We start from the raw sequence: 18,859 nt of genomic DNA, 5'->3' as shown, positions 1-18,859 counted from the left end.
GACCGAATGCCGTGAATCGTTACATCTTAGTTATTAACTATTAGGGAACATCGCTTTTCATAAGCAGTTCTTTATCAAAACGCGATTCCTTGAGCGCTTCCTTGACACGCTTCAAGTTATCTCTGAATTTTGTGCCACGACGCAAGGTAAAACCGGTTGCCAGCACATCAATCACCGTAAGCTGAGCCAAACGAGACACCATCGGCATATACATGTCAGTGTCTTCGGGCACATCCAGTGTGATAGCAAGTGTTGCTTCTCTTGCCAGCGGCGTACCTGCTGTTGTGAGTGCGATGACGATAGCATCGTTCTCCCGCGCCAACTGAGCCAGTTCAACCTGGCTTTTTGTGCGTCCGGTATGCGAGATGAGAACCACGACATCATCTTCACTACAATTCATACAGCTCATGCGTTGCAGCACGATGTCATCGGAATAGATCACCGGCACGTTGAAACGAAAGAATTTGTTCATCGCATCATGGGCGACAGCGGCGGATGAACCCAGCCCAAAGAACGCGATTTTCTTTGCCTGTGTCAGTAAATCAACAGCACGGTTTACGGATGCCATATCCAGCGACTGGCGGACATGGTCAAGCGTTGCCATAGCGGATTCAAAGATTTTGGCGGTGTAGGCATCAACACTGTCGTCTTCATCGACATTGCGATTAACATACGGCGTACCGTTTGCCAGACTTTGTGCGAGATGCAGTTTAAAATCAGGGAAGCCACGCGTTTCGAGGCTTCTGCAGAATCGATTTACCGTCGGTTCGCTGACGCCTGATTCCTGTGCCAGGGTGGCGATGCTTGAATGAATCGCCTGAGCAGGAGAAGCAAGAATAACTTCAGCCACTTTTCGCTCGGATTTGCTAAGGTGTTCCAGTTGAAACTGGATTTTTTCCAGCATGTTCATCGTTAACCAGGCGCTCATGGGTGAAAACGATTTCATTGATGGATGAAATCATGATTCGATTCAGTCGATATTACCCCTGTGACTTCCCTAAAGGGTAATGTACGACAAGAAATGTTGTTGTTTTTTTTCATTACTTGATCACTGTCGGGTTTTACAGTGAGTCGATAGTACAAATATTCAACGCTTTTCGCGTCGTTACTGGATGTTATGTACCAGGCAACGCAAAAATCGCGGTATCGCACGCGAGGCTAAGCGCTAATGGTTTCGGGAATGACGTAAAAGCAGTACAGTGCATTGTAATAAAATTACAACGATACCTGGCAGAAGTACCAGGTTATCCAACTGAGGAGAATGACATGGCGGTAACGCAAACAGCCCAGGCATGTGACCTGGTCATTTTCGGCGCGAAAGGCGATCTTGCACGCCGAAAATTGCTGCCTTCCCTGTATCAACTGGAGAAAGCGGGCCAACTTCATCCGGATACCCGTATCCTGGGTGTAGGGCGCGCCGACTGGGACAAGGACGCATATACCAAAGTCGTGCGCGAAGCGCTCGAAACGTTCATGAAAGAGAAAATTGATGAAAGTTTATGGGATACGCTGAGCGGACGTCTTGATTTCTGTAACCTGGACGTTAACGACGTCAGCGCGTTTAGCCGTTTGGGTGAGATGCTGGACCAGAAAAACCGTGTCACCATTAACTATTTCGCGATGCCGCCAAGCACGTTTGGCGCCATCTGCAAAGGCCTGGGCGAAGCGAAACTGAACGCTAAACCTGCGCGCGTGGTCATGGAAAAACCGCTGGGCACGTCTCTTGCGACCTCCCGCGAAATCAACGACCAGGTAGGCGAATATTTCGAAGAGTGCCAGGTTTACCGCATTGACCATTATCTGGGTAAAGAGACGGTGCTTAACCTGCTGGCCCTGCGTTTTGCGAACTCGCTGTTTGTGAACAACTGGGATAACCGGACTATCGATCACGTGGAAATTACCGTGGCCGAAGAAGTGGGTATCGAAGGTCGCTGGGGTTACTTTGACCAGGCAGGTCAGATGCGCGACATGATCCAGAACCACCTGCTGCAAATTCTGTGCATGATTGCGATGTCTCCGCCGTCGGATCTGACGGCTGACAGCATTCGTGATGCCAAAGTTAAAGTGCTGAAATCTCTGCGTCGCATCGATCGCTCGAATGTGCGTGAGAAAACCGTTCGCGGTCAGTACACCGCAGGGTTTGCTCAGGGTAAAAAAGTCCCGGGCTATCTGGAAGAAGAGGGGGCAAATAAGTCCAGCAACACTGAGACATTTGTAGCGATCCGCGTCGATATCGATGACTGGCGTTGGGCGGGGGTTCCGTTCTATCTGCGTACCGGGAAACGTCTGCCAGCTAAATGTTCTGAAGTGGTCGTGTACTTCAAAAACCCAGAGCTGAACTTGTTCAAAGAGTCCTGGCAGGAGCTGCCGCAGAACAAGCTGACCATCCGTCTCCAGCCAGACGAAGGTGTGGATATTCAGATCCTGAACAAAGTGCCGGGCCTGGATCACAAACACAATCTGCAAACCACCAAGCTGGATCTGAGCTATTCCGAAACCTTCAACGAAACACATCTGGCCGATGCTTACGAGCGTTTACTGCTGGAAACCATGCGCGGCATTCAGGCACTGTTTGTGCGCCGTGATGAAGTGGAAGAGGCGTGGAAATGGGTCGATTCAATCACCGAGGCCTGGGCTGCCGATCAAGATGCGCCTAAGCCATACCAGGCAGGGACCTGGGGACCGGTCGCATCGGTAGCGATGATCACCCGTGATGGCCGCTCCTGGAACGAGTTTGAGTAACCTATCTCTCTAATCCAGAGGTGTTATTTTACCGGTAACATGATCTAACACAGTTAGTGGCATAATTTTTAAACTTTTAAGCTCCGTGTGGATTCACCCACGGAGCTTTTTTTATTACACTGCCGGAAGCGATTTTGCCCCTGAGCTCCGGACACCAAGCGTTTCAGCGTTGTTAACGACCGCAAGACACTTTGTAAACTCCCGAGCCTGGCCAGATAAATTAGAGGAGCTTTTATGAATCCGACATTGTTACGCGTAACACAGCGCATCATCGAGCGCTCGAAAGAGACCCGTTCTGCCTACCTCGCTCGTATCGAACAGGCGAAGACCGACACCGTACATCGCTCGCAACTGGCTTGCGGTAACCTGGCACACGGGTTTGCTGCTTGCCAGGCTGATGATAAAGACTCACTCAAAAGCATGTTGCGTAACAATATTGCGATCATTACCTCTTACAACGACATGCTCTCTGCGCACCAGCCGTATGAGGGTTATCCGGATATCATCCGTAAAGCGTTGCATCAGGCGAATGCGGTCGGTCAGGTTGCGGGTGGCGTGCCAGCCATGTGCGATGGCGTGACGCAAGGGCAGGACGGCATGGAGCTGTCCTTGCTCAGCCGGGAAGTGATTGCGATGTCTGCGGCGGTAGGGTTATCGCATAACATGTTTGATGGTGCGCTTTATCTGGGCGTGTGTGACAAAATTGTCCCCGGTCTTGCCATGGCGGCATTGTCATTTGGTCACCTGCCTGCCATTTTTGTGCCGTCAGGCCCAATGGCGAGTGGTTTGCCAAACAAAGAGAAAGTGCGTATTCGCCAGCTCTATGCCGAAGGCAAGGCGGACCGTCAGGCACTGCTGGAAGCTGAAGCCGCGTCCTATCATGCGCCGGGAACCTGTACCTTCTACGGCACAGCCAACACCAACCAGATGGTGGTGGAGTTTATGGGCATGCAGCTTCCGGGATCCTCCTTCATTCAGCCGGATGCGCCGCTTCGCCAGGCGCTGACCGAAGCGGCAGCCCGTCAGGTGACGCGCCTGACCGGCAACGGTAATGAGTGGATGCCGCTGGGCAAAATGGTCGATGAAAAAGTCGTGGTCAACGGCATTGTGGCTCTGCTGGCAACGGGCGGCTCAACCAACCACACCATGCACCTGGTGGCGATGGCGCGCGCGGCAGGCATTCTGATCGACTGGGATGACTTCTCTGATATCTCATCCGTGGTTCCCCTGATGGCTCGCCTGTACCCGAATGGTCCGGCTGACATCAACCACTTCCAGGCGGCAGGCGGCGTACCGGTACTGGTTCGCGAACTGCTGAAAGGCGGTCTGCTGCATGAAGACGTTAACACCGTGGCGGGCTTTGGTCTGAAACGCTACACCCTGGAACCCTGGCTGAACGATGGCAAGCTGGACTGGCGTGAAGGGGCGACAGATTCTCTGGACCCACAGGTTATCGCCACGTTCGAAAAACCATTCTCTCACCACGGCGGAACGAAAGTGCTCAGTGGCAACCTGGGCCGCGCGGTCATGAAAACCTCTGCTGTCCCGGTTGCTAACCAGGTTGTAGAGGCTCCGGCTGTTGTTTTTGAAAGCCAGCACGATGTACTGCCTGCGTTTGAAGCGGGCTTGCTGGATAAAGATTGCGTGGTGGTGGTTCGTCATCAGGGACCAAAAGCGAACGGCATGCCAGAATTACATAAACTTATGCCGCCACTTGGTGTATTATTGGACCGCTGTTTCAAAATTGCGTTGGTTACCGATGGACGACTCTCCGGCGCATCAGGTAAAGTGCCTTCAGCTATTCATGTTACTCCTGAAGCCTACGATGGTGGGTTACTGGCGAAAGTTCGCGATGGCGATATCATCCGCGTTAATGGCCAGACAGGTGAATTGACCCTGCTGGTGGACGAGGCTGAGCTTGCGGTCCGTAAGCCGCATATTCCTGACCTGAGAGCGTCGCGTGTTGGCACGGGGCGTGAGCTGTTTGGCGCACTGCGTGAGAAACTCTCCGGTGCAGAACAGGGTGCGACCTGTATTACGTTTTAAGACGACAAGATTTATCGATCTGGCGAGAGAAAACTCTGATGAAAAACTGGAAAACAAGTGCAGAAGCAATCCTGAAAACTGGCCCGGTAGTGCCGGTGATCGTGGTGAATAAACTGGAACATGCTGTACCGATGGCGAAAGCCCTGGTTGCGGGTGGCGTTCGTGTTCTGGAAGTGACCCTGCGCACCGCATGCGCAATGGACGCGATCCGCGCAATTGCGAAAGACGTTCCTGAAGCGATCGTGGGGGCGGGTACGGTGCTGAATCCGCAGCAACTGGCTGACGTAACCGAAGCTGGCGCGCAGTTTGCGATCAGCCCTGGCCTGACTGAACCGCTGCTGAAAGCAGCAACTGAAGGTACGATCCCGTTGATCCCTGGTATCAGCACCGTGTCTGAACTGATGCTGGGTCTGGATTTCGGTCTGAAAGAGTTCAAATTCTTCCCGGCAGAAGCCAATGGCGGTACAAAAGCGCTGCAGGCTATTGCGGGTCCATTCTCACAGGTGCGTTTCTGCCCAACTGGCGGTATCTCTCCGGCTAACTACCGTGATTATCTGGCGCTGAAAAGCGTACTGTGCATCGGTGGCTCCTGGCTGGTTCCGGCCGATGCGCTGGAAGCGGGTGACTGGGATCGGATTACCAAACTGGCTCGCGAAGCGGTTGAAGGCGCGAAACAGTAAAGTTTGTTAGCTGAACAAGCAAAACGAAAAACGGGCCATATGGCCCGTTTTTTTATCCCGCAACGTCCACCGATGCCGCCGCTGTTTTCGCACGCGTGATGGCATCACTGACGCTCTCTCCGGTGGCTAACACCACCCCGAGACGACGTGTGCCGTCAATTTCGGGTTTACCGAACAAACGTACCTGCAAACCTGCGCCGACTGCGCTTTCAACGTTATCAAACGTGACGTTTTGGCTTGTTAACTGTGGCAGGATAACGGCAGATGCCGCCGGACCGTACTGGCGGATGCCACCAACGGGCAGGCCGAGGAATGCCCGAACGTGGAGAGCAAACTCAGAGAGATCCTGAGAAATCAGCGTAACCATGCCTGTATCATGAGGGCGAGGGGAGACCTCACTGAAGATCACGTCGTCGCCGCAAACAAACAACTCGACACCGAAAAGACCATAGCCACCCAGAGCCAGCACAACATTGCGCGCAATCTCCTGCGCACGTTCCAGCGCGAGTTCGCTCATCTGCTGTGGCTGCCAGGATTCGCGGTAATCCCCCTCTTCCTGTCGGTGGCCCACGGGGTCGCAGAAATATACACCGTCCACAGCGCTCACCGTCAGCAGGGTGATTTCGAAATCAAACTTAACAACGCCCTCAACAATGACGCGGCCCGCACCTGCGCGCCCGCCCTGTTGGGCATAATCCCAGGCCGCATCAAGTGTTTCTGCGTCACGGATAAAGCTCTGACCTTTGCCGGAAGAACTCATCACGGGCTTAATGATGCACGGGTAACCGATTTCCGCGACCGCCTGAAAAAATTCATCTTTACCATCGGCAAAACGGTAGGCGGAGGTAGGCAGCAACAGCTCTTCCGCTGCCAGACGACGGATACCTTCGCGGTTCATGGTGAGTTTGGCCGCTTTTGCACAAGGCACAACACGCTGTCCTTCCTGCTCAAGTGCAATCAACGTATCGGTGGCAATCGCCTCAATTTCCGGTACAACAAAATCGGGTTTTTCCAGCTCAATAAGCGCTCGCAAGGCATCGCCATCGAGCATGTTAATGACGTGGGCGCGGTGGGCAACGTGCATTGCAGGTGCGTCGGCATAGCGGTCAACGGCAATCACTTCAACACCTAAACGCTGGCACTCGATGGCGACTTCTTTTCCCAGTTCGCCCGATCCCAACAGCATTACACGTGTTGCCGCTGGTCGCAGCGCGGTTCCTAAACGAGTCATAACAATCCCCCTGAAAAAGTTGCGCGCAGTATAAACGAAAACGTTTGCGTATGTCTCGTCGCGATGAACCAACCATACTGGTCTGCAGCCGATAAATTTGCGCTTCTTTTGTCATGGCAGACATTTCCTGACACCGCGGTGCTTAGTCTTTAGACATTGCGCACAGTAGAGTGAGGAAAACATGTCGAACTGGTTGAATCAATTGCAATCGCTGTTAGGGCAGAAAATGGGGCCATCGGGTGAGCAGGGGTTAGGTAAGTTTCTTGTTCCTGGGGCGCTCGGTGGGCTGGCGGGCTTGCTGGTGGCCAATAAATCCTCCAGAAAATTACTGGCGAAGTATGGTACGGGAGCGTTACTGGCTGGCGGCGGTGCGATCGCGGGTACGGTTCTCTGGAATAAATACAAGGACAGAGTCCGTACCGCACATCAGGATGAGCCTCATTATGGGCAGCACACCTCTCCACTGGATCTGCGAACCGAACGGTTGATACAGGCACTGGTGTTCGCGGCGAAGAGTGACGGGCATATCGATGACAAGGAGCGAACGGCAATTGAACAGCAGCTCCGTGAAGCCGGTGTTGAAGAGCAGGGCAGAGCCTTGGTGGCTCTGGCTATAGAACAACCTCTTGAGCCGGCACGCCTGGCGCAAAGTGTGAAAAATGAAGAAGAGGCGCTGGAACTCTATTTTCTCAGTTGTGCCGCCATCGATATCGATCACTTTATGGAGCGCAGCTATCTGAATGCGCTGGGTGACGCACTCAAAATACCTCAGGATGTTCGTGAGGGGATAGAAAAGGATATTCAGCAACAAAAACAGGCATTACAGAGCTGACTTTCGGCCTGAGTGGGTATGTTTCGCTTGCATCATGCGCAGGTTTTGCCACCCTTATAGGGTGTAAAACTCAAAAGAAAATGACATGCCACCAAAAGCCCGACGTATTCCTTACGCGATGACCACGCATGGTGATACGCGTATCGACAATTATTACTGGCTGAGGGACGATGAGCGCTCCCAGCCAGATGTGCTTGATTATCTGCACCAGGAAAATGCATATGGCCGAAAGGTCATGTCCAGCCAGCAGGCGCTTCAGAATGCATTACTGGGCGAAATGGTTGAGCGCATTCCTCAGCGGGACATTTCCGCCCCCTGGACTAAAAATGGTTATCGCTATCGCCATCTCTATGAGCCTGGAAATGAATATCCTGTCTATCAGCGGCAATCGGTTTTAAGTGCCGAATGGGATAGCTGGGACACGCTGCTTGATGCCAACCAACGGGCTGCTCACAGCGAGTTTTATACCCTGGGCGGGCTGTCGGTCTCGCCTGACAATACCATCATGGCGCTGGCGGAGGATTACCTGTCTCGCCGTCAGTATGGTCTGCGTTTTCGTCACCTGGAAACCGGCAACTGGTATCCTGAAATGCTGGAGAATGTCTCGCCGGATTTCGTATGGGCAAATGATTCCGGGACGGTCTACTACGTTAAAAAGCATATTTCGACACTGCTGCCTTACCAGGTCTGGCGTCACACCGTCGGGACACCTGTAGCTAATGATGAGCTGGTGTATGAGGAGAAAGACGAGACGTTTTATGTCAGCCTGCATAAAACCACGTCTCGCCACTATGTGATCATCTCTTTGGCCAGTGCGACCACCTCAGAAGTGTTGCTACTTGATGCCGAACTTCCTGACGCCCAACCGTTTTGTTTCTTGCCACGTCGTAAAGATCATGAGTACAGCCTGGATCATTTTCAGCACAGTTTTTACCTGCGTTCTAACCGCGAAGGCAAAAACTTTGGTCTGTATAAAACCAAAGTACGTGATGAACGAAAATGGGAAGTGTTAATCCCTGCCCGCGATGAGGTGATGCTGGAGAGTTTTACGCTTTTTACCGACTGGCTGGTGGTGGAAGAGCGGCAGCGTGGCTTGACGAGCCTGCGGCAAATTAACCGTAGAACCCGCGAAGTCGTCGGGATTGCATTTGATGACCCGGCGTACGTGACGTGGATAAGCTATAACCCTGAGCCGGAGACGTCGCGATTGCGCTACGGCTATTCGTCAATGACGACACCGGACACCCTGTTCGAACTGGATATGGATACCGGACAGCGCCGGGTGCTTAAACAGGCTGAAGTGGCCGGTTTTGAGTCTGAAAACTATCGGAGTGAACATTTGTGGGTGACGGCTCGCGACGGCGCTGAAGTACCGGTATCTCTGGTGTACCGCAAAGAACATTTCCACAAAGGTAAAAATCCACTGCTGGTATATGGCTACGGCTCTTACGGTTCCAGTATGGATGCCGATTTTAGCAGCAGCAGGCTCAGCCTTCTCGATCGGGGATTTGTTTTTGCTATCGCCCATATTCGCGGCGGCGGTGAATTAGGTCACTACTGGTACGAAGACGGTAAGTTTCTGAAAAAGAAAAATACCTTTAACGATTATCTCGATGTCTGCGATGCCCTGATTGCGCAGGGATACGGAGATACAGACCTGTGCTTCGGGATGGGGGGAAGTGCTGGCGGTATGCTGATGGGGGCGGTGATTAATCAACGTCCCGAACGTTTCAAAGGCATTGTGGCACAGGTTCCGTTTGTCGATGTGTTGACCACGATGCTGGATGAAACCATCCCTCTGACCACTGGTGAATTCGAAGAGTGGGGTAACCCGCAGGACGAAACTTATTATCGCTACATGAAAGCGTATAGCCCTTACGATAACGTGGAGCCAAAAGCTTATCCGCATTTGCTGGTGACGACCGGGCTGCATGATTCACAGGTTCAGTACTGGGAACCGGCTAAGTGGGTCGCGAAACTGCGGGAAATGAAAACGGACGATAATTTGTTGCTGCTGTGTACGGACATGGATTCTGGTCATGGCGGTAAATCAGGGCGCTTTAAATCCTATGAAGGGGTCGCTCTGGAGTATGCCTTCTTGATAGGCCTGGCACAGGATACGCTGCCAGGCCGCGCCGAGCGTTAGACCTCACCAAGGTAGTGTTTTAGCGTCAGGCGAAGTTCCGGGCTCATTCTGTCGAGGTTGTTGTACAGCCAGCGCAGATAGCCCGGATCTTTATCGGCAATGTCTGAAACGGCTTCGCCGCGATATTTACCGAAGGTAAACGTCGTCAGTAAAGCAGGGCGTCCGGTGATCGTCGCCATATCATCGGGTGTCCAGCCGGAGATGTTCATGATATCGATCAGCAATGCCGCGGTGATGTAACAATCATAGAGGGCACGGTGATGATGAAGACCCTCAGGGGTTCTCACACTGAGCTTACGGGATTTGTACAGTGCCATATTGCTGTACTTGATGCCCGGCCATAACCGACGCGCCAGTTTCATGGTGCAGATCCACTCACCGGGCATTTCAGGCAATACCCGGCGGTCAAAGCTGGCATTATGTGCAACATACCATGTGCTGCCGTAATAGTGCGGAATGACCTCTTCAATCCAGGGTTTGTCTGCCACCATGGATTCCGTAATACGGTGGATCGCCATCGCCTGCGGGCTAATCGGACGATCGGGGCGCACCAGGTGGCTCATCGGGTTGACTATTTTTCCGTCAACAACGTCGACAGAGGCCACCTCCACGATTCCGCCCTGGAGATCGCAAGTTTCTGTGTCGATGACACGCAGCATGGATCACTCCTGACCATAAAACGCCTAGCCTAATGGAATGATATCGCCTTGCCAACCCTGTCTGTTCAGAGAACCGGTTAACAGCAGTTCACCTCTGTCGGCACGCACAATAAGTTGGCCTTTATCATCCCATAACGCGCTACCGCCACGCGCATTGGCCATTAACACTGCAATAGCATATTTATGCGCGAAACGTTGCAACGTACTGATGGACTGACGCCATCGGTTGTCACCTACGGCCTGGCTGCTGGTGAACAGTGTAGCCAGCGGATCAAGGTTGGGGGAGTCAGATTGGCTATCCACAATGGTTAAATGCTGCTCGTCAGGTGTCAGATACGCCCCCTTTCCTTGAGGGTATCGCAGGATTTCATCGTGAAAAGGGGTAAACAGGGCGAGTCCTTTCTCTCTGTGTCCTTGAGTTTCCAGTGTTAACCCGGCAATCACGGTAATATCGTGAAACTGCGCAGCATGAAGCAGAGGGAAGATTTGTTGATCGCCGGGCGGGGCGGGTAGGGTTGACTCGCCGGGCCCCGTCAACGACAGTTCAGGGAACACCAGTAAGTTGCACTGTTGCCGGGCAGCTTCAGCGATAAAACGAAGATGGTGTTCCACGTGCTCATCAACACGGTGGTGTTGTCTGGCGTACTGGGCAGCAGCAATATTCCATTGTGACATCGTGACTTCCTTTTACACAGAGTCGCAGGGATTTGAGAATACACCTTAAAAAAATCAGGTTTTTCCTATCCTGCCATAAACCGCGTAAGGAAGTGTAACAAGTCGTTAAGGTTATTTAACTTTAGGTTCGTACGGCAGGCGCGAAAGCGTGACGGAGGTGAGTCGGTGTGCAATTAAACGTTCGCGAAACCAGTCACGCAGATGCGCGGGTTGTTCCCGCTCCACAACTTCCGCGACGATGGGCATGTTGTAACGCTCTTTAAATGCCACGCCAGCGGCAGCGAGATCGACATTCACTTTGTCCATCTCGTCCTGAGGAAGGGTGGCCAGATTGATCTTCATTACCTTCTCCTTTTTATGCGGCGGCAACGTTACCGTGATTATCCGGCGTTGACAAGAAGACGCAGGATGTTCCTCGACTCGTTTATTATACAGGGTTATCCTCTGTCATGTAGACATAACAAAAAGGAATGATTGCTATGGTTTTCTCCTCTTCCCGTTTGATTTGTGCACTGTCCTTTATGGTTTCTGTCGCGATGATACCCCAGGCTCTGGCCCATGCTCACCTTAAACAACAGGAGCCTGCAGCCAATGCCCAGCTTGCGTCCCCGCCACAAAAACTCACGCTGAGTTTTTCCGAAGGTATTGAGCCGGGGTTTAGCGGCGTCTCCATAACCAATGAACAGCAGCAGGAGATCAAAACCGGGGCGATTTTACGTGATGAGAAAGACAAAACTCTGCTCGTGGTTCCTCTTGAGCAGGCGCTGAAAGCGGGGACGTATCAGGTTGACTGGCATGTGGTGTCTGTTGATGGGCACAAAACGAAGGGCAGCTATCACTTTAGCGTGAGATAAGATGCTTGCCCTTAGCTACGTGGCGTTGCGCTTTTTACATTTTGGCGCGCTGATGCTGATTTTTGGCAACGCGCTGTACAGCACCTGGTTCGCGCCGTCTTCACTGCATCGCCTTATGACGCGACGCTTTCAGCGACAGCAAAAAGTGGCTGCGGTTGTCACGCTGGTGAGCGCAATCATGATGTTTGCCCTTCAGGGGGGACAGATGGGGGATGGCTGGGGGGATGTGGTACGTCCGGATATCTGGCGTAGTGTCCTCGGGACGCAATTTGGCAGTATCTGGCTGTGGCAGATGATCCTGGCTCTGGTCATGACTGGCGTGGCATGGCTTGCTCCGCAGAAAGGTGCGAGAGTGCTATTGCTCGCGATGGGGCAGTTTATCCTGCTGGCTGGTGTTGGGCACGCGGCGATGAATACCGGTATGATGGGTGGGTTGCAGCGTGCTAACCATGCCATTCATCTGCTTTGTGCGGCGTCCTGGCTTGGTGGGTTACTGCCTTTGCTGTTTTGTATGCATCATGTGAAAGGGCGCTGGCAGACAGCGGCTATTTACACCATGATGCGTTTCTCACGTGCAGGCCACTATGCTGTGGCGGGTGTAATCTTGACTGGCGTGATCAATGCGCTTTTCATTCTCGGCTGGAATGTACCGTGGCAAACAGAATATGGGCAATTGCTGTTGTTCAAATGTGCGCTGGTCGTAATGATGGTGGCAATTGCGCTGGCGAATCGGTATTTTTTGGTTCCACGCTTTCGTCCGGATGCCGGACGAGAACAGCAGATTTTTATCAGGATGACGCAAGCAGAGGTGGTGCTTGGGGTAATAGTGCTGGCAGCCGTCAGTGTTTTCGCAACCTGGGAACCCTTCTGATAAGGTTAAATAACATATGAAAAAGACACTACTTACACTTTTATTGCTGGCCTGTACAGGCAGCGCCCTGGCTGCGCCGCAGGTGATTACGGTTAGCCGTTTCGAAGTGGGTAAAGATAAATGGGCGTTCAATCGCGAAGAGGTGATGTTAACCTGCCGCCCTGGCCATGCGTTGTATGCGATAAATCCCAGCACGCTGGTGCAATATCCGATTAATGACATCGCCGAGCAACAAGTCGCCAGCGGCAAAAGCAGCGGAAAGCCTGTCAGCATTATCCAGATTGATGACCCTGCAAACCCAGGGCAGAAGATGAGTCTGGCTCCATTTATCGAGCGTGCCGAAAAACTCTGCTAGTACCAGGTTTCCAATAAAAAAACCGCAGACAGCTTACATAAAGCCCTGCGGTTTTTTCGTTTTGATGATGATCGTACGCTTTTTTTTAGGCCACGTTTGTCGCGGACTGGAAAACCTGGCGTCGTCATCTATTCTTAAGAGGCAAGGCGATTTTAGCCTGCATTAATGCCAACTTTTAGCGCACGGCTCTCTCCCAAGAGCCATTTCCCTGGACCGAATACAGGAATCGTATTCGGTCTCTTTTTATTTGTCTGTTTTCAGAGTGTTTTTCAGTGTTAACTTAAAATCCCCTGAAAGTTACTCGAAACTTCCATATCCTTTCTAAACCATAACACACTCTGCACCGCGTGCGTCCAGGTATTTTGGGTCGTTGTTAAATTTTTGCGGCTGACTGATCGTAGCATCAAAAGATATGCCGACAGACGCGTGAGTATGGTGTCATCAACATGTTATCGAGCCTCATACTTATTTCGTTTATGCTGATAAAGCAATTCGTCCGCTTTCAGGAAGGCGACTTCCAGGGTGTCGTCCTGGTGCAACTGATAGCTACCATATGAGAAGGCGACAATCTTATCCGTATCGATAGCCTGCAAATGATCCTGCGCCCGCGAAATAACATCCCGCGATTTCGATAATGTTGAATCGATAAGTATCAGGCTGAACTCATCTCCCCCCAGTCGTATCCCGTAATCACTTTTACGAATGGATTGCGCGAGAGCTGTGCCCAGGGATTGAATGGCTTTGTCTCCCATATGATGCCCGAGGGTGTCATTAATTTTTTTGAGACCGTCGCTATCAATGGCAACCACCGTAACAGGAATATTCTTTTCAATCAGAGTATTAATTTTATGTTCCAGCTCAGTAGTCAGAACTTTTCGGTTATAAAGTCCGGTCATTGCATCAGTGATGTTATCCCTTGATAGGGAATCATGACGCAGGAGTTGTTTTTGGGTATACCGAATTAATAACCAGGTACTTAGCAAATATAATGCAACCAACCACATGTTACTGATAATGATATATATAGCGTCGAGTTTTATGTGAAGGGTATAATATTTTGTAATGTCTTCTTTATGATTTATTAGATCAATGGACTTAATCGCGGGTTTATGGAATAAAATATCCGCACCTGTTGTGTTATCAGTGACGTATAAAGAAAGGAATTTCCAGAGTAAGGGGCGGTCGAATGTTTTAAATGATGTCGCCAGATCGTTAATATTAACATCAGTAATAAGAATTCCTTTGACTGTATTATTAACAAATACAGGGGTGAGCATGCTGATGATATTTTTCCTGGTGTAGCCATCTTTGTAAATATGTGACACGATATTTTCACCATGAATAAGGTCATTCAGGGCTGAGTCATCAATGGTGATGGTATGACCACTACGCGCAATATTAATACTATCTCCATCACCGACTAACCAGTTGCTAAATGCATAGTTGCGGCTGTCTACAAGATGATTGATATAAATATAATTATGTGCAAGATCAATATAATACCGAATGTTGTTGAAAGCGTATCCGGTGTAATTTGAAAAACTGTATTTAGGTGCGGTTTTTGTCTCAGTTTCGTGAAGGATCGGAAGTGCAGGGATATCGCTAATCCATTGCTCACACGATAAGTTCCGTGTCTGCAGAGTGCCATCAAGAGTCGCAACTTTTTTTGTCTTTAAGTTTAATCCAGAAATACTCCCCACTGTTTCGACATGGTGGCAAAGTTCCGCAAGTTTTTTTTGTGTATCACTATCCAGTGGTGCTTTCGACGAGAATGCTCTCGAAAGCCTGAATGCAATATTCTGATTAATGAACTCTTCATGAAAAAGTGCTGATTTACCATTTTCAGCAATATAGCCCATGTAATTTTGTAAGTTACGGACTTCGCGTAAAATAAGGGCGGAGAGAATAGAGGTTGTGCAAACAATGATAAGTATGGTTGCGCTAATGTACTTGCGTTGTGACAAAATGGTTATCTCCCTTTTAGAACCCCCCTAAAATACCTTCAAGTATAGCATTTATAATGGCAAGTTCTGTAAATCAGGAGTTTTTTGGAGTCGATTAAGAAACTTATACTTCTTATAAACCACCCCTTTTATTATTAAATAAAGAGTATGGAGATAAATTTCGCGTCTCCAGACAACAGAGACGCGCGGCCAAATGCAACAACGCCGGGTTAAAAGTGCGATTTCATGGCGGCTTCGATCTCATCCAGGAGTTCAAAGCGACGGCGATATTCAGCACGTTTTTTACTGGCAATCTCTTCGAGGGATTTACGTTCCATTTGCAATGGTAATTGCCAGCGGAAAGTGGACAGTTTTTTTCCGTCGAGGGAACCCCAGAACTCATCATAGCTGGCGTGGAAATGGCGACCTTTGCTCAGGCGATAACGCAATGCACGAAATACATGGCCCTCATCACTCACCGCGTAGATGGCGCTGATGTTTGAGAGTGTTGCCAGCTGGAAAAGGACCTCCATCAGCACACGCTTTGGAAACAGTCCATGACAGTCGCGGGTTGCCAGCTTAATGGTGTCACGGGACACGCTACGGCGAGGACCTTGTAACCCGCCTATAATCAGTACGGATTGGCCATTTTCACGGGCAACGCTAAAGGTGAGGCTCGCAAGCAGTGTGTCTTCGTTGTCACGCAGCCACAATGTACTTTCACCTTCGCGCTCTGCCTTGCTGGCATTGGTTGCGTTGACGGAATAGCAGGCTCCGTCTTTGGCGTGAAACTGTACGATAGACTGCTCTTGTGGACTGGTCAGCGCATTGACAAGCTCTGCATCTTTCAGTGAGTCAATCCATTCATAGTGGCTCACAATCGCTTCCGCACGATCGTTAGCATTCATACCGCGCATAAGATACTGGCGATGCGTTTTACTCGGCAGCGTGATTTGCGATGCCAGCAGCTTGTCGAAGTCATCCCGACGAGACAAGGCTTCGAGCATACGGTGTGTTGACGACCAGAACAGCAAAGAGCGTAAAAGGAATTTCAACCGGTATTCGCGTTTTTGCCAGATGGGGCCTGGAACCCGTTTACCTTTCACCAGATCGGAAATGATAGTTGTGCGATGCGAATGTGGCGCATCGTTTTGCAGGCGCGTATTTGACACGTAAGAACCTCAGATTTTATGCATTGTATATTTTAGGGGGCATGCAAAAGTGGATTAATACTGGCGAGATCTTTATTTCCATTTAGTTTACTGTTTGTTTAGCTTCGTGGAAAGCAACAAAAAAACAGCGCTCTGAACGCGTCTTTTGTGCGTAGCTATACTGCTTTAGAGGAGGCGCTATGTACCAGAGAATCAATGGTCAAGAGTGGCGGCACGTCTGGGTTGTCAGCGATATTCATGGCTGTTATCAGTGGCTGATGGAGGAATTAAAGCGCTGTCATTTTAATCCATATGAGGATTTGCTTATTTCCGTGGGAGATATCATTGACCGCGGACCAGACAGCGTGAAATGTCTGGAGCTCATGCATGAAAAATGGTTTCGTGCCGTCCGGGGAAACCATGAGCAAATGGCACTTGATAGCCTCGCCAATAATCACTTTGCTCTTTGGGCGATGAATGGCGGGCAGTGGTTTGCGGCGCTTGAAGAAGAGAAGAAGCAGCATGCATTCATATTGCTGGCTGCCTGTCGGGCATTGCCACATATTATTGAAATCACCTGTACAAATGGTCTGAACGTGATTGCACATGCTGATTACCCTGCTGCGGAGTATGCGTGGGGCAAACCCGTCAGTACCCACCGCGTGTTGTGGGAGCGTGAGCGATTAACGGGGTTTATGATTGGGAAAGGCCAGGGGATAAGCGGCGCGGATCACTTTTGGTTTGGGCATACGCCTGTCGATAAACGTTATGATTTTAACAATTTGCATTATATCGATACCGGGGCGGTCTTCGGCGGGGTTCTGACACTGGTGCAACTACAGTAATAAATAACCCGCCTTTGGGCGGGTTCTCTTTAGGTCAGGCAAGACGCATGACCCAGGCATCGGACTTACGATCGTAATGTTCACGGTAAAGAACGGAATGTTCGCCATCAAGAATCGCCGGGATGCTGATCTCGGCATCCCAGGCGTCCAGTTGCATGCACAAATCTGGATCAGATTTGCAGGGGATACTTAACGTTCGGTCACCTTGTGTTTCGCCGCGCAATTCTGCATCGTCGATTTCAAAAGCGCCTATTCGCACGCTGGTTTTCGTCATAATGCTCTCCGGTTTTTGCTGAAAATCTGGTATGACCAGTGCAGGCATACAATTTTTAGCGTAGACAAGGAGAGCAAAAGCGCCAGTAAAAAAATGCGTTTTTTTATGCGCTGCGATCGTTACCGGTAAACAAGCGACCATCACGAACCAGTTCGCGCGGATAGCTGTTTTTCAGTCGTGAACCGACTTTTTTCGCTAACCCTAATGGATAGCCTTGATACGTCACCACCACTTCATCACGCGAAGGACCCTTCTCCGGATAAATATCACGACCACGATACCATTCTTCGGCTTCCTGATGCGTCAGAGCGAATGTGTTTTCATTATCCGCTAATGCAATTACCGCCTCGTGCTGCCAGCGGTAGCCTTTGTTATGAACTTCGGCGAGCCTGATGCCGATGCGTGAAAAACGGACTTTACCGATGAGCGGTTCAATATTGACCGGGAAAAGCCAAATCTCTTTGTCACGTTGCCAGAGGCGAAGATTTTCGTTCCAGACAATTCCTGCTTTGTTTGCCGCCACTTCAGCCTGTGTGGCATCACGTCCTTTAAGCGGTGTGAAGGGGAAATTACCAACTTTGAATGTCGGCGCGGGTAAGGGAGGGATCGCGCGGGTTTTACGCAGGCGTGCCACAAAGAACCCCTCGCAGTCGAAGATCTGCGGAAAAACGTGCAAAAAACCTTCAGGCGTTACCGCGTCGTTTGCCGAGCTAAATAAATCGCCCAGTGGCAGAAACTCGACGGCATCCGGGTATTGTTTTTTCAGCCACAGGCAGACCTCTTCGTTCTCGTCACGGTTTAAGGTGCAGGTGGAGTAGACCAGCGTGCCGCCTGGGCGCAACGCGTGGAATGCGCTGTCGATCAATTCGCGCTGTGTGGCGGCTATCTCCCGATTACTCTCAGCAGACCAGTTCTTCAGTGCGTCAGGATCTTTACGCACCACCCCTTCGCCGGAGCAGGGGGCGTCCAGCAAAATAGCGTCGAAAGTTTCAGGTAATGCCGCGCCAAACACTCGCCCGTCAAAATGCGTCAGGGCAACATTGTGAATACCGCAGCGGCTGATGTTAGCGTGCAAGACTTTAACCCGGCTGGCTGAGAATTCATTCGCGAGGATCGCGCCCCGGTTTTCCATTCGTGCGGCAATCTGGGTGGTTTTTGAACCCGGTGCGGCTGCTACGTCCATGACCCGCTCCGGAGTATTACCCTCCGCGAAGAGGGCCGCGACGGGTAACATGGAGCTGGCTTCCTGAATATAAAACAAGCCGCTCAGGTGTTCTGCGGTGCTACCTAATGGCAGATCGTCTTCGCTATCCCGTTCAATCCAGAACCCTTCTTCACACCACGGAACAGGTGTCAGTTGCCAGTGATAGGGCGATACCCGTTCCAGAAATGCCTCCACGCTGATTTTTAGCGTATTGACGCGAATGCTACGGCGTAGCGGGCGCTGGCAGGCCGCAACAAAATCATCAAAGGAGAGGTGAGAAGGAAGCATCTCGCGCATTTGCGCCAGGAATTGATCGGGAAGAAAGACGGAATTTTGAGCCACGGGCACACC

General features: G+C 50.9%; 18 protein-coding genes. 9 read left to right on the top strand and 9 right to left on the bottom strand.

Going from position 1 to position 18,859, the window contains the following annotated elements; genetic code table 11:
* Window positions 1–40: 40 nt before the first annotated feature.
* Complete coding sequence (locus tag HV346_RS13365) at window positions 41–910, bottom strand: MurR/RpiR family transcriptional regulator (RefSeq protein WP_181623778.1); 870 nt, start codon at window positions 908–910, stop codon at window positions 41–43.
* Window positions 911–1,266: 356 nt separating this feature from the next.
* On the opposite strand from HV346_RS13365, the gene zwf reads away from it, so the two are divergent.
* From zwf to kdgA, 3 genes are all read left to right on the top strand, one after another.
* Window positions 1,267–2,742, top strand: coding sequence for a glucose-6-phosphate dehydrogenase (zwf, locus tag HV346_RS13360; RefSeq protein WP_181619822.1), 1,476 nt, complete (start codon window positions 1,267–1,269; stop codon window positions 2,740–2,742).
* A 234-nt stretch (window positions 2,743–2,976) separates the two neighbouring features.
* Complete coding sequence (gene edd, locus HV346_RS13355; RefSeq protein ID WP_181619821.1) at window positions 2,977–4,788, top strand: phosphogluconate dehydratase; 1,812 nt, start codon at window positions 2,977–2,979, stop codon at window positions 4,786–4,788.
* Between the two features lie 38 nt (window positions 4,789–4,826).
* The gene (gene kdgA, locus HV346_RS13350; RefSeq protein ID WP_181619820.1) at window positions 4,827–5,468 is read left to right on the top strand and encodes a bifunctional 4-hydroxy-2-oxoglutarate aldolase/2-dehydro-3-deoxy-phosphogluconate aldolase; all 642 of its coding nucleotides are present in this window, start codon (window positions 4,827–4,829) and stop codon (window positions 5,466–5,468) included.
* A 52-nt stretch (window positions 5,469–5,520) separates the two neighbouring features.
* On the opposite strand, the gene purT is transcribed toward kdgA, so the two are convergent.
* Window positions 5,521–6,699 (bottom strand): formate-dependent phosphoribosylglycinamide formyltransferase, encoded by a 1,179-nt coding sequence (purT, locus tag HV346_RS13345; protein ID WP_181619819.1) that lies wholly within the window; start codon window positions 6,697–6,699, stop codon window positions 5,521–5,523.
* Between the two features lie 181 nt (window positions 6,700–6,880).
* On the opposite strand from purT, the gene HV346_RS13340 reads away from it, so the two are divergent.
* Together HV346_RS13340 and ptrB are read left to right on the top strand one after the other, a co-directional pair.
* Window positions 6,881–7,531 (top strand): tellurite resistance TerB family protein, encoded by a 651-nt coding sequence (locus tag HV346_RS13340; RefSeq protein ID WP_181619818.1) that lies wholly within the window; start codon window positions 6,881–6,883, stop codon window positions 7,529–7,531.
* A gap of 85 nt (window positions 7,532–7,616) precedes the next feature.
* On the top strand, window positions 7,617–9,677 hold the full coding sequence (ptrB, locus tag HV346_RS13335; protein WP_181619817.1) for an oligopeptidase B: 2,061 nt from the start codon (window positions 7,617–7,619) through the stop codon (window positions 9,675–9,677).
* Here ptrB and exoX read toward each other — a convergent pair.
* From exoX to HV346_RS13320, 3 genes are all read right to left on the bottom strand, one after another.
* A complete protein-coding gene (gene exoX / locus HV346_RS13330; protein WP_181619816.1) occupies window positions 9,674–10,336 on the bottom strand; it encodes an exodeoxyribonuclease X in 663 nt (220 codons plus the stop codon). The genes ptrB and exoX overlap by 4 nt on opposite strands.
* A gap of 24 nt (window positions 10,337–10,360) precedes the next feature.
* A complete protein-coding gene (locus HV346_RS13325) occupies window positions 10,361–11,011 on the bottom strand; it encodes a carbon-nitrogen hydrolase family protein (protein WP_181619815.1) in 651 nt (216 codons plus the stop codon).
* A 111-nt stretch (window positions 11,012–11,122) separates the two neighbouring features.
* Window positions 11,123–11,353, bottom strand: coding sequence for a DNA polymerase III subunit theta (locus HV346_RS13320; RefSeq protein WP_181619814.1), 231 nt, complete (start codon window positions 11,351–11,353; stop codon window positions 11,123–11,125).
* A 137-nt stretch (window positions 11,354–11,490) separates the two neighbouring features.
* Here HV346_RS13320 and yobA point away from each other — a divergent pair, with 137 nt between their 5' ends.
* From yobA to HV346_RS13305, 3 genes are read left to right on the top strand one after another with little or no spacing between them, the layout of a single operon-like run.
* Entirely contained in the window at window positions 11,491–11,865 is a 375-nt protein-coding gene (gene yobA / locus HV346_RS13315) for a CopC domain-containing protein YobA (protein WP_181619813.1), read from the top strand.
* Window position 11,866: 1 nt separating this feature from the next.
* Window positions 11,867–12,736, top strand: coding sequence for a copper homeostasis membrane protein CopD (copD, locus tag HV346_RS13310; protein WP_181619812.1), 870 nt, complete (start codon window positions 11,867–11,869; stop codon window positions 12,734–12,736).
* Window positions 12,737–12,752: 16 nt separating this feature from the next.
* Complete coding sequence (locus HV346_RS13305; RefSeq protein ID WP_181619811.1) at window positions 12,753–13,091, top strand: YebY family protein; 339 nt, start codon at window positions 12,753–12,755, stop codon at window positions 13,089–13,091.
* 449 nt (window positions 13,092–13,540) lie between these two features.
* Here the strand turns inward: HV346_RS13305 and dgcJ are convergent, their stop codons facing one another.
* Complete coding sequence (dgcJ, locus tag HV346_RS13300) at window positions 13,541–15,055, bottom strand: diguanylate cyclase DgcJ (RefSeq protein WP_181619810.1); 1,515 nt, start codon at window positions 15,053–15,055, stop codon at window positions 13,541–13,543.
* A 209-nt stretch (window positions 15,056–15,264) separates the two neighbouring features.
* Window positions 15,265–16,206, bottom strand: coding sequence for a VirK/YbjX family protein (locus HV346_RS13295; RefSeq protein ID WP_181619809.1), 942 nt, complete (start codon window positions 16,204–16,206; stop codon window positions 15,265–15,267).
* A 179-nt stretch (window positions 16,207–16,385) separates the two neighbouring features.
* On the opposite strand from HV346_RS13295, the gene pphA reads away from it, so the two are divergent.
* Entirely contained in the window at window positions 16,386–17,030 is a 645-nt protein-coding gene (gene pphA / locus HV346_RS13290) for a protein-serine/threonine phosphatase (protein WP_181619808.1), read from the top strand.
* Window positions 17,031–17,064: 34 nt separating this feature from the next.
* Here pphA and HV346_RS13285 read toward each other — a convergent pair whose 3' ends face one another.
* Together HV346_RS13285 and rsmF are read right to left on the bottom strand one after the other, a co-directional pair.
* On the bottom strand, window positions 17,065–17,304 hold the full coding sequence (locus HV346_RS13285; protein ID WP_181619807.1) for a YebV family protein: 240 nt from the start codon (window positions 17,302–17,304) through the stop codon (window positions 17,065–17,067).
* 103 nt (window positions 17,305–17,407) lie between these two features.
* A complete protein-coding gene (gene rsmF / locus HV346_RS13280) occupies window positions 17,408–18,850 on the bottom strand; it encodes a 16S rRNA (cytosine(1407)-C(5))-methyltransferase RsmF (RefSeq protein ID WP_181619806.1) in 1,443 nt (480 codons plus the stop codon).
* Window positions 18,851–18,859: the final 9 nt, after the last annotated feature.

It is taken from the genome of Enterobacter sp. RHBSTW-00994, from assembly GCF_013782625.1.
GTDB lineage: Bacteria > Pseudomonadota > Gammaproteobacteria > Enterobacterales > Enterobacteriaceae > Enterobacter.
This window is presented reverse-complemented; position numbering and strand designations above follow the sequence as displayed.

What these genes read in the sequence shown, in the direction of transcription:
- HV346_RS13365 (WP_181623778.1), bottom strand. Translation starts at nt 910, where the DNA reads ATGAACATGCTGGAAAAAATCCAGTTTCAACTGGAACACCTTAGCAAA.
- zwf (WP_181619822.1), top strand. Translation starts at nt 1,267, where the DNA reads ATGGCGGTAACGCAAACAGCCCAGGCATGTGACCTGGTCATTTTCGGC.
- edd (WP_181619821.1), top strand. Translation starts at nt 2,977, where the DNA reads ATGAATCCGACATTGTTACGCGTAACACAGCGCATCATCGAGCGCTCG.
- kdgA (WP_181619820.1), top strand. Translation starts at nt 4,827, where the DNA reads ATGAAAAACTGGAAAACAAGTGCAGAAGCAATCCTGAAAACTGGCCCG.
- purT (WP_181619819.1), bottom strand. Translation starts at nt 6,699, where the DNA reads ATGACTCGTTTAGGAACCGCGCTGCGACCAGCGGCAACACGTGTAATG.
- HV346_RS13340 (WP_181619818.1), top strand. Translation starts at nt 6,881, where the DNA reads ATGTCGAACTGGTTGAATCAATTGCAATCGCTGTTAGGGCAGAAAATG.
- ptrB (WP_181619817.1), top strand. Translation starts at nt 7,617, where the DNA reads ATGCCACCAAAAGCCCGACGTATTCCTTACGCGATGACCACGCATGGT.
- exoX (WP_181619816.1), bottom strand. Translation starts at nt 10,336, where the DNA reads ATGCTGCGTGTCATCGACACAGAAACTTGCGATCTCCAGGGCGGAATC.
- HV346_RS13325 (WP_181619815.1), bottom strand. Translation starts at nt 11,011, where the DNA reads ATGTCACAATGGAATATTGCTGCTGCCCAGTACGCCAGACAACACCAC.
- HV346_RS13320 (WP_181619814.1), bottom strand. Translation starts at nt 11,353, where the DNA reads ATGAAGATCAATCTGGCCACCCTTCCTCAGGACGAGATGGACAAAGTG.
- yobA (WP_181619813.1), top strand. Translation starts at nt 11,491, where the DNA reads ATGGTTTTCTCCTCTTCCCGTTTGATTTGTGCACTGTCCTTTATGGTT.
- copD (WP_181619812.1), top strand. Translation starts at nt 11,867, where the DNA reads ATGCTTGCCCTTAGCTACGTGGCGTTGCGCTTTTTACATTTTGGCGCG.
- HV346_RS13305 (WP_181619811.1), top strand. Translation starts at nt 12,753, where the DNA reads ATGAAAAAGACACTACTTACACTTTTATTGCTGGCCTGTACAGGCAGC.
- pphA (WP_181619808.1), top strand. Translation starts at nt 16,386, where the DNA reads ATGTACCAGAGAATCAATGGTCAAGAGTGGCGGCACGTCTGGGTTGTC.
- HV346_RS13285 (WP_181619807.1), bottom strand. Translation starts at nt 17,304, where the DNA reads ATGACGAAAACCAGCGTGCGAATAGGCGCTTTTGAAATCGACGATGCA.